A 15,433-nucleotide genomic window follows, 5' to 3' on the forward strand; every position below is an offset into this window, starting at 1 on the left:
CTTACCTTTTATTTTCATAAAATTATTTTGTTATTAGTTTTCGCATCATCTAAAACATGATTTTCATTCGAAATACTACTCAGCTATTAATTGAATACATTAACTGGAAGAAATATTCAGGTTCATGAGTCTCATTCAATTTATACCATGAATGAAGTGTATCCGGCGCAAATACATCTAATTTTTTCAGTACTTCCATTGCAAATTCTAGCGGGGCTACACCCGATGCAGTAATAAGATTTTCACTGGATGCTACAGGTCCCATTTCATAAAAATTTTCTCCATTATAATTAGAACAAACCATTTTCATATAATCTAAACTATTACTTGTATGCTTTCTAGAATTTAAGTAACCGTAATTTGCAAGACCTATAGTTGCACCGCAAATTGCCGCTACAATTGTACCAAGTTTTAAAGCTTCACCAACTGTTTTCAAAATAGGTTTATGTATTTCTTCACTCCAAGTATTCCCTCCAGGTAAAATTAATAAATCGTTATTCTCAAGGATACATTCATCTAGGGAAATATCAGGCTTTATATTCAAGCCCCCCATTGAAATAATCGTTTCTTTATTTATTCCAACTGTTACTACTTTAAAAGGCGCTACATCTTTTTTGAAATATCTCCCTGTATTAAGTTCAGCAATTAAATGTCCGTATTCCCAATCAGACATCGTGTCAAATACATATAGATAGGCTTTTCTTGTTTGCATTCAATAACACTCCATTCATATACTACAGTTTTAATTACAAAAATTTCTCTTTTCAGTTTAACATTTTATTCAATATTTATGGTTTAAAATCCCAAATAAAAGAGCACTTGTTTCCGCAAGTGCTCTTTTTGGGGATTTTGAGATATCCTATTAAAGAAAGTTAAGGTTACTTAAAGTTAATAGGTACTTCTATTATATGCTTGTCCTTTTTATTTGTGCATAATCAATATATAAACATCTTTAATAATTCTTAATAACTTTTAATTATAGTTCTCTCTTATATTTTATCGTTAAAAAATTGATTGAAGGTTTATTTGCCATGTTCTTATTTGGTTCATCAATTTCCGAAACTTGTACTAATCCATATTGATTAAAATCTCGTTTTATAGATTCAGAATCATAGAAGAACATTTTTACGCCTTCCATTATTTCATAATAATCTTTATCCAACTGTTTTCCTTTTCCGTACATGGGAGCTTTTTTAGAAACAGTTGTAAAAACCATATATCCGCCTGGTTTTAACTGATTATAACAATCTTCAATAAATTTCTCTCTTTCCTGTTCATTCAACAAATGAAGAAGTGCATGACTAAATATCCCATCATACAGTTTATTATCAAAAGGCATTTCGTTTACTGAACCGTGATACATACTAACATCTTCTAGTCCGTTTTCTCTTGCTAAATCGATCGCTGTTTTCGAAATTTCAATACCTGTTACATTTATACTATTTTCGATAAATACCTTTGCGTTTCTACCATATCCAATACCTGGAACTAATATGTCCTTAATGTTCTTTTCTAGAAAAAAATCTTTTGTCAAAATTGCAGATTCTGTAGGCTCAAATCCCCACATTGTTTGTTTCTCAATAAAACTTGATTCCCAAAATTCCATTATGTATCTATCTCCTTGTTTTCATCTCATTTTTAGTATCACATTAAAAACTTATCAACTTTTACACTGCGGCTACCTATGCCAAATTAATTTTTTACCACATTCACTTTAGGTCCATTGAATATAGCATAATTATAAGTCTACATCTATTATAATGATTGGTTTAAAATTCACCCTATTTTATTAATCCCTACGTTTGTAGAAAAATAAAGAAGCCAATACTTCCGTTGTAGTATTGGCTTTTCTCGAAAGAAATTATCTTTTTGTATTGTACTGATTTATTACTTTTTCTAACACTTCTAAAGTTATTGGTTGAGCTTTCTCTATTAGTTGATAACCAATACGCCCATTCGGTTCAGCTGTAACTTTTTGTAAAATCTTCAAATCATGAATTCCTTTTTCTCTTAATTGCATATATAGTTGTTGCTCCGACATTTTTGCCTGCATCAAATTCTCTTTTACAATCTCTCCGTTTTCAACAATTATAATGCTACTTCCATTTAGAAATTGTTCCACCTTCCTTGATTTCAATTCAAAGAAATGAATGATAAGTAGTATGCTCGCAAATATGATAGCTGCAAATACAGATGGGACTACTTTTCTACTTAATACAGGTTCTACAATAATGCGGCCAATTGATACAACTATAATTATCTCAGCTCTTGTCATTTGGCTGACAGATGTACTACCTGTCATTTTTAAAACAATTATTCCAGTAAGAGTTAATATAATACTTTCCCAAATTATGTTCATAATAGTCCAATCCTTTAATGGTGAATATTACTATCATTCCCATTAAAGGTCTATTTTACTTACCTATTAAGTTGTTAAACCCTTCAGACCATGATGGAAATAAAGGTGTCCATCCATACTCTTTACGTGCCTTATTATTTGAAGCTCCTCTTTTCCACCTATTTTTCCCATCTTGAACTTTAGGCTTAGGTGCTCCTATCGCTGCTGCATATATTGGTAGCCATTCTTTACTAGTTGCTGGATCATTATCTACAATATTTACGATTCCTGAAGGCCAATTAAGAGCTAGCATAGTAGCTCTTGCAGCATCCTTAACATGTATAAACGAACTTATCCCATCTGTTGCAGTAATTTCATTATTAAGAACTTGATTTGCAATGAAGCCGTTTTCCGCATACCATGTTCCTGGTCCGTATAGCGTACCGTAACGAAGTATAACCGATTCAGGCAACTCATTAACAGCTTCTTCTAATTTCAATATGCCATTAACAGTAACTTGCCGGGGCATAGAAGCAGTAATATGTAGTGAATCTTTTTCGGTCGCAAATGTATCCCCTGGTTCATACGCCCATGAAATACTTTGAGCGATTATTTTCTTTACTCCTACATTTTTAGCGGCATCGACAAGATTACGAGTGCCCTCTATTCTAATTTTTGCATTATCCTTAAAATCCCATGAAGACAACGAAGTTAACTGATGAATAACTACATCAGGATTTGTTTCTTCTAATATAGAAAATACAGCCTGTCGATTAAATACATCGGCGGTTACTGGTATAGCACCAAATTTCTTTATCGCCTCTACTTGTGAAGTATTACGAATCATCGCAAACACCGTATGCCCATTTTTTATTAACATTGGCAATAAAGAACGTCCTATTACACCAGTTGCACCTGCTACAAATATTTTCATATATGTTCCTCCTCATTAAGTAATCATAAGTGTGACGAAACAAATGTGAGGTATGTGACAAATATTTGTTCAATTTTTTCGTTATTCATATGAAACATATACTTTTAGTGGTTTAATTATCCCTAAACTCAATTCTTCAAAGGATTGTATGAGTGAAGTATACTGTATTTCATGTTGAAAGATTTCTTCTATAAATGGTGTTTTTCTTATTTCCTTAAAAAACCAATCTGCATGTTTTTGATAATCGTATCCGTCACTTGATCCAATGATTTGCAATTCTTTCTGATAAAAGTTAGCAATTAATGTTAGTTCTTCAATATTACCATCAGACAGTATACATATTTCACCATTAGTTTTAAGAGTTTTTTGCAAAGTATGGAACCCACTATTTGTAGCAGAACATTCAAAACCATAATTATATGTTTCTATTATTTTCTCTTCTGAATCATATATGTTTTTCGCACCAAAATTCTTTGCAAAATCTCTTCTATTTTTATTAGGCTCAACAACATCCACGTGCTCAACGCCTACATAGTATTTTAAGAAATAACAAGCGAGTAAACCAATAACTCCCATTCCAGTTATAAGTACTTTTTCATCCTGTCGCGGGTTTAGTTTCAATACTCCTTTAGCGGCATCACACGAAAGAATAGATAATAAAGCAACTTTAGGTTGTATAGAACTAGGCACTCGAATTACTTTATGCGCCTTAACTATCCCTATCGTTTCATGTCCATAAAAAGAAACTACTTTATCACCTACGTTTACATGTGTTACTTTATTACCAACTTCAATCACTTCACCATAACTTTCATATCCAGTTTTTCTTGGATAAAAAGGATGCGGATCTGTAACATCGGATCCATTATACTGTGGTAACTCGGCCCCAATGCTTATCGCTCCTGCGATTGTTTTAACGATAATTTCATCGTCCTGTATGTCCTTAATTTCATTTGTTTCCCACTCAAGTTGTTTAGGCCCTTTTACAATTAACTTATATTGTTCCATTTATATCCTCTCTTTTTATAAAGATGTTATAAGTAATATTGTTATCCATCTATATTTCGACTAAATTTATTTACCTAATAGATAATAAATTACCCTTGCCCAAGTTTATACCTTTAATGCTCCTGTACATTTCTGTTCAGCGTCTAATACTTTAAAATTACTATTCTGATAACATTTTAAGAAAAGTTGTTGCCGCCCAAATGAAATACGCAAGTTGTGTCACGATATACATCGTAATTTCAAAACCTGTAAGCTTTCTTTCCCTTTTTATTTTCTTTAAATATCTATAAAAACAAAATGAACATAAAATCAGTAAAACAATAGACATTTGATATAGATTTTCCACTAAAAGAACTGCCATTTATTTCATCACCTTTCCAATAAAGTGAAACTTTAATCAGTGGGGGTTTTGTTCATCCTTCACTTATTATCAGCCCTCACCAGTCGGGATTTAACGGGATAAAAAATATATAGTTCAAGCATATCATTTTAACGGAACGAATTACCACAATTTTCAAATCGAATAAACTTCCTAAGTAAAAGAAGTAACTTTTTGGAAATGTTTCAATACAATATTATGTAATTCAATACTCACTATATAATATTAGATTAGGTTTTCTTTTACTGTACATGCTTAGGAGGAAGTTTTACATGCAATTGATTCATAACATATAAAAAACGTTTAATAACCTATGTAACTACGATACGTTCAATTTAATACACGCTATTCAATCATTAAATATTTCACTTCATAAAATATCTCCTTTTATTACTTCACCAGTTAATCTTGAATACGGAAGGAACGTTATCTATCAGTCTGAATTTGTAGAGATTTTAGTATTAAAATTCCCCAGCAAAGCAAAGACTTTTGTGCACGATCACGGAATATCTGTAGGATGTATACTAATAGTCAATGGTACGCTACAAAATATAACGTACGAAAATAATAGCGAGCGGATTGAAGAGTTTACAGAGGGAAATATTTTCACAGTAAAAAAAGATACTGTGCATAAAATGTATAACGCTACAGATTCAACAGCAATAACATTTCACGTATATTCCCCACCATTAAAAGATGTACAAATATATGAGTAGCCTTTAAAAGGAGGAAATATGCAAAATTTGAAGGATTACTATATAAAGAGCTTACAAGATGGTCGTAACGTTTGGCTCTATGGACAAAAAGTAGATGTAACTACAGACAAACATTTTGCAGGTACATTAAGTACCATTTCTAATTTATTTACATTGTTTGATGACCCCATACGAAGAGATTCTATTGGATATGTGAGCCCAAAAACGAAAGAATTTGTTCATACTGCATTTTTAGTTCCGAATTCCTATAATGAATTATTAATGAGAAGAACTGCATTTGAAACGTGGAGTTATGCTACAGACGGTGTAATGAGTAGATTATCTGATTATGCAAGATCGAGACTTACTGGCTGGTACGTATCAAGATATTTTTATAAAAAATTCGATGCACAGTTTCCAGATAAAATTACATCTTATTATGAAAAAGCGAGAGATAATCACTTGTTCTTAAGTGTAGTTCAACGTGACCCACAAATAAATCGTTCTACAGAATCAATATTGAATGCAAAAAATTTAGGGTTACTAAGAGTTACGAAGGAAACTTCTGATGGAATTTATTTAAATGGTGCAAAAATGGTAGGTACTGCTTCTCCTTATTCAAATGATTTATTAATCTATCCATTAGCAAAACTGACTGATACTCAAAAAGATTTAGCTCACTTTCTCATTGTGGCAGCCAATTCCCCTGGATTACATATGGTTTGTAGAGAACCATTTGCGAATGCAAACTCAAGTACAGTTGATTCCCCTCTTAGCTCACAGTACGATGAAATGGATGCACTATTAATCTTTGATAATGTATTTGTACCATGGGAACGTGTCTTACTGTATAACAACCCTGAAGCATTATGGAAATTAAAGTCAGATATAGCTTCTAGTAGTTTAGCTTATCATCAAGCAATTGTACGATTAGTAGTAAAACTAGAATTTATAACTGCAATTGCTTGTGAAATTGCTGAAGCGATCGGTGCTACTACTTATTTGCATGTTCAAGAGAAGCTTGGGGAATTAATTATGCAAATCGAAACAATTCGCGCACTTTTAATTGCTGCTGAAGTTGAAGGTACTACAAATGAAACGAAAACTTATTTGCCGAATTTTAAATATATCGAAACTGCAAGGAATCTTGGTTCCAAATATTATCCCCGTGCAATAGAAATTTTACAATTAATTGGAGCAGGTGGATTCATTCAACTTCCTTCGAGCTCAAATGACTTCCAGAGTCCTATAGCTGATTTATTGAAAAAGTACTTTAAAGGAACTAATATAGATGCCGAACAACGCACAAAATTATTTAAGTTAGCCTGGGATATCATCGGAAGCCCCTTAGGATCTAGACACGAATTGTATGAAAGATTTTATGCTGGAGATCCAATACGAAATACAGCTATACAATATGTAAATTATGATAAAAATCACTTTAAAAAGATGATAAGTAAATATTTACATTGATGAAAAAGAGCACTCTTTACTAAGAGTGCTCTTAAAAAAATATATAATTATCCAATTACATATATAATTGCTCCGGCCACAACTGCTATTTTTCTCCGTAATGGTTTCATCTTATTCACTTTTATTTTTATAATTCAGCTTTATTACTTCTGGTATATACTTCCTATCATATTTTCTCGTATAGATTTCTCCATCAGGAGTAACTAATTGTAAAACAATCTCACCACAAACCCCATCTAGTATTTCAAATTCACCTTGTGCATTTGAAATACTGTGTTCCTTACTTTCAATTGAATCTTCATATATTTTCACATTAAATATAGGTTCGTTATTTTGATCTACGATAATACCTCTTGAATACTTAGCAACTGCTATGCATTGATCCTCTTTTTTATAATATGTAATCACAACAATTGCACCTGCCACTATAGCGATACATACAAACAAGAGAATTACTTTGCGTCTCACAACAAACCTCCTAATTCAAATTATTCTTTTCTAAACTGAAAATTAAACTGTCTTAATTGCTTGATTTCCTCAATTACTTTACGAATACCTTCTTCAATCTTATCTTCTTTTACATTCGAAACATTTAACTTTAACAGTTTTTCTTTAGGAAAATTCCTCATATAATTCTTATCAATAGTATCGACACTTATTTGCATGTCACCTAATTTTTGTATAAGTGTGTCTGTAACTGTGTTTTTCTGCATTTCTAAACAAGTGTGTATTCCAAATGTGTTTTGTCTATTATATGTAAATAATGATGGATTTTCATTTTGCACTTTTTCTAATGTTTTTGCTAGTTTTATCGATCTATTGTAGTAGGAAGAATTAATTTTACTTTTATGACGTTCAAACATACCGCTCTTTATATAAATTTCTAAAGCCGCTTGAGAAATCATCGGACTATCAATATCTAGTATCTTTTTGTATGTATAGAACGCATTTGCAATGGACGGTGGAATGACCGCAACTCCAACCCGTAAACCAGGAAAATTAATCTTCGAATAACTTTTCAAATATATGACATGACTACAATTATCCAAGCTATATAACGGATCTGCTTTTGAATCAGTTTCTAAATCTGCTAAATAATCATCTTCCACTATAAATACATTGTATTTCTTAGCCAATAGTACGATTTTTTCTTTCTCATCTTTAGAATAAGAAGTTCCAAGCGGATGATGATATCTCGGTATCGTATAAAAGAATTTTATTTTTCCAGTTTGAAATATTTGCTCCAATTCATTTAAATCAATACCTTCATTCGTACGTTTAATACCGATTACAGGAACTTTATTTATTTCTAGATAATCAATATATAGATGATATGTTGGCTGTTCAATTAATACAGTTTCATTTCCATTTGGAAATGGTATAGAAGTTAATATAGCAAGCGCCTGCTGAACACCTGACGTTATAAAAATATTTTCTTCTTTTGTAAAGACTTGATAATTTGCTAGTTGTTTTTGAATAACTGGTATTAAAGATGGTAACCCTTTCGGCGTTCCATATACAAACAAATCATTTTTATACGTATCAATAGCCTTATTAATACAATGTTGAAAATCTAAATACGGAAAAACATCTGGATCTGGTGCTGAGGAAGCAAAATCAATTATCTCGTTATTCTCTATAGTATTCTCTGATTTTTTAACAACGTAGTATCCACTTTGAGGGACAGAATATATAATGTGACGCTTTTCTAATTCATGAAGAGCACGTATAACTGTTGCCTTATTACATTCATATTGCGTAACGAGTGACCGTATAGACGGTAATTTCTTTCCTTCTCTTATTTCTCCATTTTGAATCATATTTTCTATGTCGTTTAAAATATTTAAATACTTATACATCTTACACCTCCTTCAGTAATTCCATATTTAATTATATCGATTTTTCATTCATATAGCATTCATTCCTCAATTAGTTAATTTTCCGATCATCTATATCGTAAATCCCAATAGCATATGAATCATTTTCAATCCATTTCTTTACTGTTTCTGTTTTAAGTACACCTTCAACTTCTTTTTCTATTTTCTGTCCAAGTTCTCTCGCCCCTACTTCATCATCGCTAATCTTAGTTTTTATATCAATGGTAACAGGTTGATTCTTTTTATAATTTATTTGCTGAATACCAAACCCTTCATATCCATTTTTTCTGAATACGCCATCAAATATCTGTCCAAAAACTAACTCCCATCTATGTTCTGCATTTACAATCTCCTTGTTTCTTTGAGATACATTTACTTTATAGGACATAACGCCTTGAATTTGCAATCTTTTATTAATTTCTTTTTTTATTTCGTTAGCATTTTCGCTATCAGCAATCTCTAAATCTAATATTCTTTCTTTTTCATCTCTTATAGTAGCACTAAAAAAATATTCCTCCTTTACCGCGGCTGTAGCAATATTCATCACTATAGATTCTTCACTTTTAGCATCTTCAATGTCATTCTCACAGGCACATAATAAAGCAAGTGGAAATAAAAATACAAGTAACTTCTTTCCCGTTCTCATGCAGCACCCCTCCATATATTTTCATTTACGATAAACTTTTTACTTTGACATATAAATACCTTCTTTAATTATTAAATTTAACATTATTTCACATTTACCCCACTTAACAAGGGAATTACAATTAATAAATAGAATATCTCTATGAATAAATAAAAAGTGAGGGATATATAATGCAACGTGTAAATACGATTGATATTAGTAATGTACTACAATTGGAAAAAACTCTTTCGACTTTATTAAATAAAATGATTTCTTCAAAACTAGACCTTGAAAATTGGTTAAAAGAGCAGTCAAAAGTAATTTGGGACATCGAAGAACAATTAAGATCACATTACATCGCCTTTCAATGTAATACGGATGTTGAAGAAATAAAGGATACTTTTGAACATGATCAACAATTTGTAAAGCCACTTTTAAAGCGGTACCAAAATTTATTGGATAATAAATATTTAGAGTCACCTTTTCGAATGGAATTAGATTCTAACGTATATGGTTTATTAGATACAAAAATAAAAAATGCTCAAAAGTTATTTTGTGAGGAAAATATCGAATTAGAAATAAAGGAAGACAAATTAATCACAGAGTACTTTGAAATCACTGGAGGATTAAGTGGAATTTGGGACGGAGAAGAAAAAACGATAACAGAATTACAATCCTATTTACAAGATTCGAATCGTGACACCCGTAAAAAGGCAAAAACCATTATTTCTGAACAATTTTTATCTGTTGAAAAAGAACTCCAAAACATATTAAATCAATTAATTGAAATTCGCCATCAAAAAGCAAAAAATATTCAACTAGAGAATTATCGCGATTATATGTTCAAAAAATACGAGCGTTTTGATTATTCAGCGAAAGATTGCTATGAACTAGCTGAATCCATACGTAAGTATGTTGTGCCTCTTAAAGATAAAATATTGCTAGAGAAAAAAGATAAACTGCAAATTGATACGCTTCGCCCGTGGGATGTATCAGCTGTAACTCCAGATCAAAAAGTACTTAAACCTATTGCAAATGAAAATGATTTAATTGAAAAGAGCACTCATATCTTTAATAAACTAGATGTTGAATTTTCAGCACTTTTAAACCGAATGTATAAACACAATTGTCTTGATTTAACAAGCCGCAAAGGAAAAGCAGCTGGTGGCTTTTGTGAGTACTTACCAGCTTCACAATTATCTTATATTTTTATGAACTTAAATTATACACAAGATGATATTGTCACTTTTATACATGAAATGGGTCATAGTATTCATAACGAACTCATAAAACCATTAAAATTACGACAGTATATAGAAATTCCAGCTGAAACAGCTGAGCTAGCCAGTATGACAATGGAGTTATTCTCGCTTAATTATTGGGATACCTTCTATACAGACAAAAAAGATTTAAAACAAGCAAAAATTAACTTCTTTAAAGATGTTATTTCATATTTACCTATTATGCTTATTGTCGATCAATTTCAACACTGGCTGTATGAAAATCCAAGTCATACTTCTGAAGAAAGAAATGAAAAATACTTACAACTTCAAAAACATTATCAGTCTAGCGTCATACATATTGATGGCTACGAAAACTGGATAGCAACGAGTTGGCTACCTGTACTCCATATTTTTGAAGTACCATTTTATTATATTGAATATGCGATTGCCCAACTTGGTGCATTACAAATGTATAAACAATATAAAGAGGATCCTAAGCAAGCGCTAGAAAATTATAAAAAGGCATTATCACTAGGAAGCTCGCAATCTATAAAAGAAGTGTATGATGCAGCCGGTATTCGTTTTGATTTTTCTGGTGAAACAATTAAAGAACTAATGCTATTTGTAGAAAAAGAATTAGAATTACTTGAGCAATTATAAGAAGAACGCTGCACCTATATTTTTGGTGTAGCTTTCTTCTTTATTTTATTAATCAGCTCTATGTACTGAGTATCTCCATATCCGATTGTTGGAAAAAGATAAAACAACTTTATTAATAATTCACGAGTTGATAAATCTTTATTTTTAGAGATGAATTTCATTACTGCATTATCGTCTGTTAACATTTCTAAAAATAAGTCTATAGCCTGATACATTACAGGTGGTACCTTATGAGAGGTCTTTTTATGGTTTACTAATACTTCATTGTATATAGAAGAATAATTCCCCAATTCAAGTTCAATTTGATTTACTTTAAATTCATCCTCTCTAAAGCTATTTAAGTATACCTTCCCTTCATAAGCAGACTGTTCAAGATGAGAAAGTATGGTAAGTAGGTTCATTTGGCAAAACATATCTTCACCAAACCATAGAACAATACATTTATACTTTTTCGTAAAAAGGTTTTCTAACGGATCTATAACCTTTTTTATATAACTTTCTACTGAACTGTTATGTCCTTTCGCTCTTGTTTTAATAAACTCTTCATTAAAAACTTGAGTAGTAGCCGAGTTCACACACATTGCCTCATTAAATGGGGCATAATCAGAATCACCCATTAGCTTTTCGTTTTTAAATTCTTCATACATAACTTGACCATTTAATATGTTAAGTACCTCTTTATCAAATAGCTCACTCTTCCTATCTCGTAACTGTTCAACCTCTATTTTTCTAGAAATATTCATTTTAAACGCCCCTTCTTTATTTAAATTTAGTTTAACAAATGATTGAATAGGCATTTTGTTAAGTTGGTATTCTCTTGGATTCATTCCAAAAACATTTTTAAAACTTCTACTATAAGCCTCTTGGGAAGAGTAATCGTAATCCAATGCGACCTCAATTATCTTCCTACCATTCTTTAAATCTTCCGTAGATAAATACAACCTTCTAAGAAGAATATAACGTCTAATACTGAAACCCGTTACTTGATGAAATTTAAAAGAGCAATAATAAGGAGAATACCCCATGTAACGAGATAATTCATCTAATGAAAATCTCTTTTTTAAATTGCTCTCAATCCAATTAATCATCTGCTGTATATGTTCATTCATTTCCTTCACTCCTTATTTAAAAGTATAGGAGAAGTGCGTTTCTTTCTTTTGATATTTCTTGTGTTTTATAACATGAGCCTTTCTCTAAAGTCTTTATAATCTATATATAAGTATTAATTTTATATTTTTTCATCTATCTTATTTTGTCATACCTTCTATTCATTTTTCAATTTAGCGTTAATGAGTATGCTGGCAACACCTTACTAATTATTAAAGGTCAATTTACATCATATTTCATTTTAAAGGATTTCAAAAATTAAACACGAATTTTATAAAATAAAATTCGTGTTTAATTCCCAAGTTAAAAAATTAAGGTTTGGAAAGGACGTTTCAATGAACAAGCTAGAAAAAGAAATACTTCAATTCATAAATGAACAGTATCCGTTGAATTTTATTAACATTAAGCCAATAACAAATGAGATGTATGAATGTCTTACAGAACAAGGTACATACTTCAGTAGAATTACAAACTACAAAACATATGAAGAACAGATAGAAGAAGTTATATATACGAATTTTTTATATCAAAATGGTTTAGGTGTTCCACCAATAATCCCTTCATTACAAGGGAATTTTGTAGAAAAATTCACATTAGATAAGGAGATTTTTGCTGTATTATATAAAGCTGCTCCTGGTATACATTTACCAAGGTCTGAATGGAATTCTAATATATTTAAAAAACTTGGTAAACAAATTGGAAAATTACATCGTATATCTAAAAGCTTTGAAAAGATTAAACCAGTAAAACATATAAACGATTGGTATGAAAATGAAGAATATAATTTTCTTAAATATATCCCTAAAGAAGAAAATACAATAAGAGAAATTGCATCTGACGTTTTAACTTCCATAAAAGAGCTACCAAAATCCCCTTCAAATTACGGCTTAATACACGGAGATTTATGGTTAGAAAACATTTTAGTCGAAAATAATTCAAACTTAACAATGATAGATTTTCAAGACTGCGAAAAACATTTTTACATATTCGATTTAGCCGTTCCTATTTATAGTGCGATAGAATATTCATTTGCTGGAAATGGGAATATCGTTGACTATGAGTATTCTATTACAAAAGCACTATTTGAAGGCTACCAAGAGGAAAATGAGCTACCAAAAGAGATGAAAGACAAGTTTCCGTTATTTATTAAATGAAAGGAGATTTTTGAATATAGCTTAATGCATATGTATTGGGATAAAGAAGAATTAACGGAGGAACAAGTACGGATTATGAACCTTTATAGGATGAAGATCGAAAATAATAATACCTATATCAATATTTAAGAATGCTGTTGTTTAACTGCAAGGAAACTTTGGTTAAACAACAGCATTTATTAATTAGCTGACAACCTTTTTTATGACTTATAAATACTGATTCAATAATCTTCTCAAATACACTTCATTTTGCGGTGATACTTTTTCAGAAAATCTAGCTGCAATAATAATAGGGCCCATTGAAAAACTTCATCTCTTGATATGCCGGTACGACTGCAATATATATGTAAATACATCTCAGCTAATTCTACCGAAGATTGTGAGTACAACAAGTATGTTCGAAATACATCTGCGCGAATATCACCTGAACTAGCATCTACCCAATCTATAACTTTCACTTTCTCTTCCTTATTCAAAATCAAATTAAATGGATGAAAATCTCCATGACATAGCCTAAAATCAAATGTAATAAAATCTAATTTTTGTAATATATCCTTCTTTTTGCGTTCATCCAATTTATGCACAGATTTAATTTGACGCTCTAACCTCTCCCTCATTAACTCCATTTCATCTGTATTCACATGTATAGCATGGATCTTTTTTTGCTCATTAACACAAGGGCTGATATAACGCTCTGCCTCATTTAAATTATTAAGCAGAAGATCACCAATGTTGTCCCCTTTTACATGTTCCATAATAATTGCCTGTCTATTTTGTATCTTTTTCACTTCAAATACGTTTGGAACTGGCAACCCGCATGAATACGCATATTTTTGTTTTTTTGCTTCATTCATAGACTCTGTATCTGGGAGGTAATCTTTAAATAATTTTACAACCTTATCATCAGTTAAATAAATTTCTGCTGTATTCCCTTTTGCAATTGGATTACCTAAAACCACTTTATTTCCCCCCTTAACATAAATTAGAATAACACCTTATACCTCTCTTTAAATTCACTATAATCCTAGCTAAAACCTTCTTCACGAATATACAAAAAACTTACCGCTTTCCATCCTTAAATAGAAAGCGGTAAGTTTAATTGTTTAGGAATATCCGAATGAAACTCTGATGTATGCACAATTGAAAATGTATATCCTTGCTCAATAAATGATACTTCATTACGTTTACATTCAAATGATACACTATTTTTCTTAAAATTATTTTGAATTCGCTGTAAAAATGCGACGTCTGGTGTTCCGAAAGAAACGTATACTTTCGGTGATAGAGCTTTCATCGCGATTGGAATCCAAGGTCGCTGCCACCAAGTCGCGACGATATATGCAGTGCCACCTATAACAAAGTTAAAAATATCCCCATCTTCCATCGTTTTCATATTTAGATTTGATTTTAACCATTCCGTAAAAACAGGTACACTTTTAACAGGAAGACCAATTTCCCTTACGTATAAAATGTTTAAAGGTGGGTGTGGTACTAATACATCCTCTTTAACATAACTATGTGCGATAATTTCGAGTAGATTTCCATCTCCGTCTTTAAAGTATAAATTGAATAGACCATTCTCTTCACCAATTACATTTCCATTTTACAATGAGTAATCCAGAGTCCTTTAACCATTTTGCTGTTTCATGGAATTTTGAATATGGGATTTCAAAAGCAAAATGTGCAGGTGCGATTGGTTCATACACTTCTTGAAAACTAATTGTTGTATAAGGTGTTACTTCAAATTGAATGAAGGATGCTGTTTCTTTTTTTATTTGAAAAGATAATATGTCCTTATAAACTTGTTTTACCCCTTCTATGGAAACCGTTTGTAGTTTTATATCTGATATATGTGTAATCACTTTACATTCCCCCTCATTTCTTATTATCTATTCGTATTGTATTACACTTATAAATAGATAAAATCAAACGGAAGGATGGATTTTTCATATAGAAACTA

Annotated in this window: 12 protein-coding genes and 4 pseudogenes; 4 read left to right on the forward strand and 12 right to left on the reverse strand. The window is 31.1% G+C overall.

Going from position 1 to position 15,433, the window contains the following annotated elements; genetic code table 11:
- Positions 1-79: 79 nt before the first annotated feature.
- The 6 genes from ACQRBL_RS13730 to ACQRBL_RS13755 all read right to left on the reverse strand — a co-directional run bounded on the left by ACQRBL_RS13730 (position 80) and on the right by ACQRBL_RS13755 (position 4,641).
- A complete protein-coding gene (locus ACQRBL_RS13730) occupies positions 80-712 on the reverse strand; it encodes a type 1 glutamine amidotransferase family protein (protein WP_411995512.1) in 633 nt (210 codons plus the stop codon).
- Positions 713-976: 264 nt separating this feature from the next.
- Positions 977-1,606, reverse strand: a complete 630-nt coding sequence (locus ACQRBL_RS13735; protein ID WP_377856805.1) for a class I SAM-dependent methyltransferase — start codon at positions 1,604-1,606, stop codon at positions 977-979.
- A 255-nt stretch (positions 1,607-1,861) separates the two neighbouring features.
- The gene (locus ACQRBL_RS13740) at positions 1,862-2,359 is read right to left on the reverse strand and encodes a DUF421 domain-containing protein (RefSeq protein ID WP_213745199.1); all 498 of its coding nucleotides are present in this window, start codon (positions 2,357-2,359) and stop codon (positions 1,862-1,864) included.
- A gap of 55 nt (positions 2,360-2,414) precedes the next feature.
- Positions 2,415-3,272, reverse strand: coding sequence for an NAD-dependent epimerase/dehydratase family protein (locus ACQRBL_RS13745; RefSeq protein ID WP_411995511.1), 858 nt, complete (start codon positions 3,270-3,272; stop codon positions 2,415-2,417).
- 81 nt (positions 3,273-3,353) lie between these two features.
- Complete coding sequence (locus ACQRBL_RS13750; protein ID WP_411995510.1) at positions 3,354-4,280, reverse strand: zinc-dependent alcohol dehydrogenase; 927 nt, start codon at positions 4,278-4,280, stop codon at positions 3,354-3,356.
- Positions 4,281-4,440: 160 nt separating this feature from the next.
- A complete protein-coding gene (locus ACQRBL_RS13755) occupies positions 4,441-4,641 on the reverse strand; it encodes a hypothetical protein (RefSeq protein ID WP_000279697.1) in 201 nt (66 codons plus the stop codon).
- A gap of 290 nt (positions 4,642-4,931) precedes the next feature.
- Between ACQRBL_RS13755 and ACQRBL_RS13760 the strand changes: the two are divergent.
- Together ACQRBL_RS13760 and ACQRBL_RS13765 are read left to right on the forward strand one after the other, a co-directional pair.
- Positions 4,932-5,375: pseudogene (locus ACQRBL_RS13760) on the forward strand (cysteine dioxygenase).
- Between the two features lie 18 nt (positions 5,376-5,393).
- Entirely contained in the window at positions 5,394-6,827 is a 1,434-nt protein-coding gene (locus ACQRBL_RS13765; RefSeq protein WP_097983953.1) for a 4-hydroxyphenylacetate 3-hydroxylase family protein, read from the forward strand.
- Positions 6,828-6,938: 111 nt separating this feature from the next.
- Here the strand turns inward: ACQRBL_RS13765 and ACQRBL_RS13770 are convergent, their stop codons facing one another.
- From ACQRBL_RS13770 to ACQRBL_RS13780, 3 genes are all read right to left on the reverse strand, one after another.
- A complete protein-coding gene (locus ACQRBL_RS13770; RefSeq protein WP_411995509.1) occupies positions 6,939-7,295 on the reverse strand; it encodes a carboxypeptidase regulatory-like domain-containing protein in 357 nt (118 codons plus the stop codon).
- 20 nt (positions 7,296-7,315) lie between these two features.
- Positions 7,316-8,686 carry a PLP-dependent aminotransferase family protein gene (locus ACQRBL_RS13775; RefSeq protein ID WP_411995508.1) on the reverse strand — a complete coding sequence of 457 codons (1,371 nt, stop codon included), beginning with the start codon at positions 8,684-8,686 and terminating at the stop codon, positions 7,316-7,318.
- Between the two features lie 70 nt (positions 8,687-8,756).
- Positions 8,757-9,350, reverse strand: coding sequence for a DUF4030 domain-containing protein (locus ACQRBL_RS13780; protein WP_411995507.1), 594 nt, complete (start codon positions 9,348-9,350; stop codon positions 8,757-8,759).
- Between the two features lie 170 nt (positions 9,351-9,520).
- On the opposite strand from ACQRBL_RS13780, the gene ACQRBL_RS13785 reads away from it, so the two are divergent.
- Positions 9,521-11,212, forward strand: a complete 1,692-nt coding sequence (locus ACQRBL_RS13785; RefSeq protein ID WP_411995506.1) for a M3 family oligoendopeptidase — start codon at positions 9,521-9,523, stop codon at positions 11,210-11,212.
- Between the two features lie 14 nt (positions 11,213-11,226).
- Here the strand turns inward: ACQRBL_RS13785 and ACQRBL_RS13790 are convergent, their stop codons facing one another.
- A complete protein-coding gene (locus tag ACQRBL_RS13790) occupies positions 11,227-12,321 on the reverse strand; it encodes a helix-turn-helix domain-containing protein (RefSeq protein ID WP_411995505.1) in 1,095 nt (364 codons plus the stop codon).
- A gap of 333 nt (positions 12,322-12,654) precedes the next feature.
- On the opposite strand from ACQRBL_RS13790, the pseudogene ACQRBL_RS13795 reads away from it, so the two are divergent.
- Positions 12,655-13,602: pseudogene (locus ACQRBL_RS13795) on the forward strand (phosphotransferase enzyme family protein).
- Positions 13,603-13,680: 78 nt separating this feature from the next.
- On the opposite strand, the pseudogene ACQRBL_RS13800 reads toward ACQRBL_RS13795, so the two are convergent.
- Together ACQRBL_RS13800 and ACQRBL_RS13805 are read right to left on the reverse strand one after the other, a co-directional pair.
- Positions 13,681-14,432 (reverse strand): annotated as a pseudogene (locus tag ACQRBL_RS13800) (aminoglycoside phosphotransferase family protein).
- Between the two features lie 116 nt (positions 14,433-14,548).
- Positions 14,549-15,335: pseudogene (locus tag ACQRBL_RS13805) on the reverse strand (VOC family protein).
- Positions 15,336-15,433: the final 98 nt, after the last annotated feature.

Source organism: Bacillus sp. AF62, from assembly GCF_050312695.1.
Taxonomy (GTDB): Bacteria; Bacillota; Bacilli; order Bacillales; family Bacillaceae_G; genus Bacillus_A; species Bacillus_A cereus.

Coding starts and splice junctions, on each gene's coding strand:
- ACQRBL_RS13730 (WP_411995512.1), bottom strand. CDS start 712: ATGCAAACAAGAAAAGCCTATCTATATGTATTTGACACGATGTCTGAT.
- ACQRBL_RS13735 (WP_377856805.1), bottom strand. CDS start 1,606: ATGGAATTTTGGGAATCAAGTTTTATTGAGAAACAAACAATGTGGGGA.
- ACQRBL_RS13740 (WP_213745199.1), bottom strand. CDS start 2,359: ATGAACATAATTTGGGAAAGTATTATATTAACTCTTACTGGAATAATT.
- ACQRBL_RS13745 (WP_411995511.1), bottom strand. CDS start 3,272: ATGAAAATATTTGTAGCAGGTGCAACTGGTGTAATAGGACGTTCTTTA.
- ACQRBL_RS13750 (WP_411995510.1), bottom strand. CDS start 4,280: ATGGAACAATATAAGTTAATTGTAAAAGGGCCTAAACAACTTGAGTGG.
- ACQRBL_RS13755 (WP_000279697.1), bottom strand. CDS start 4,641: ATGGCAGTTCTTTTAGTGGAAAATCTATATCAAATGTCTATTGTTTTA.
- ACQRBL_RS13765 (WP_097983953.1), top strand. CDS start 5,394: ATGCAAAATTTGAAGGATTACTATATAAAGAGCTTACAAGATGGTCGT.
- ACQRBL_RS13775 (WP_411995508.1), bottom strand. CDS start 8,686: ATGTATAAGTATTTAAATATTTTAAACGACATAGAAAATATGATTCAA.
- ACQRBL_RS13780 (WP_411995507.1), bottom strand. CDS start 9,350: ATGAGAACGGGAAAGAAGTTACTTGTATTTTTATTTCCACTTGCTTTA.
- ACQRBL_RS13785 (WP_411995506.1), top strand. CDS start 9,521: ATGCAACGTGTAAATACGATTGATATTAGTAATGTACTACAATTGGAA.
- ACQRBL_RS13790 (WP_411995505.1), bottom strand. CDS start 12,321: ATGAATGAACATATACAGCAGATGATTAATTGGATTGAGAGCAATTTA.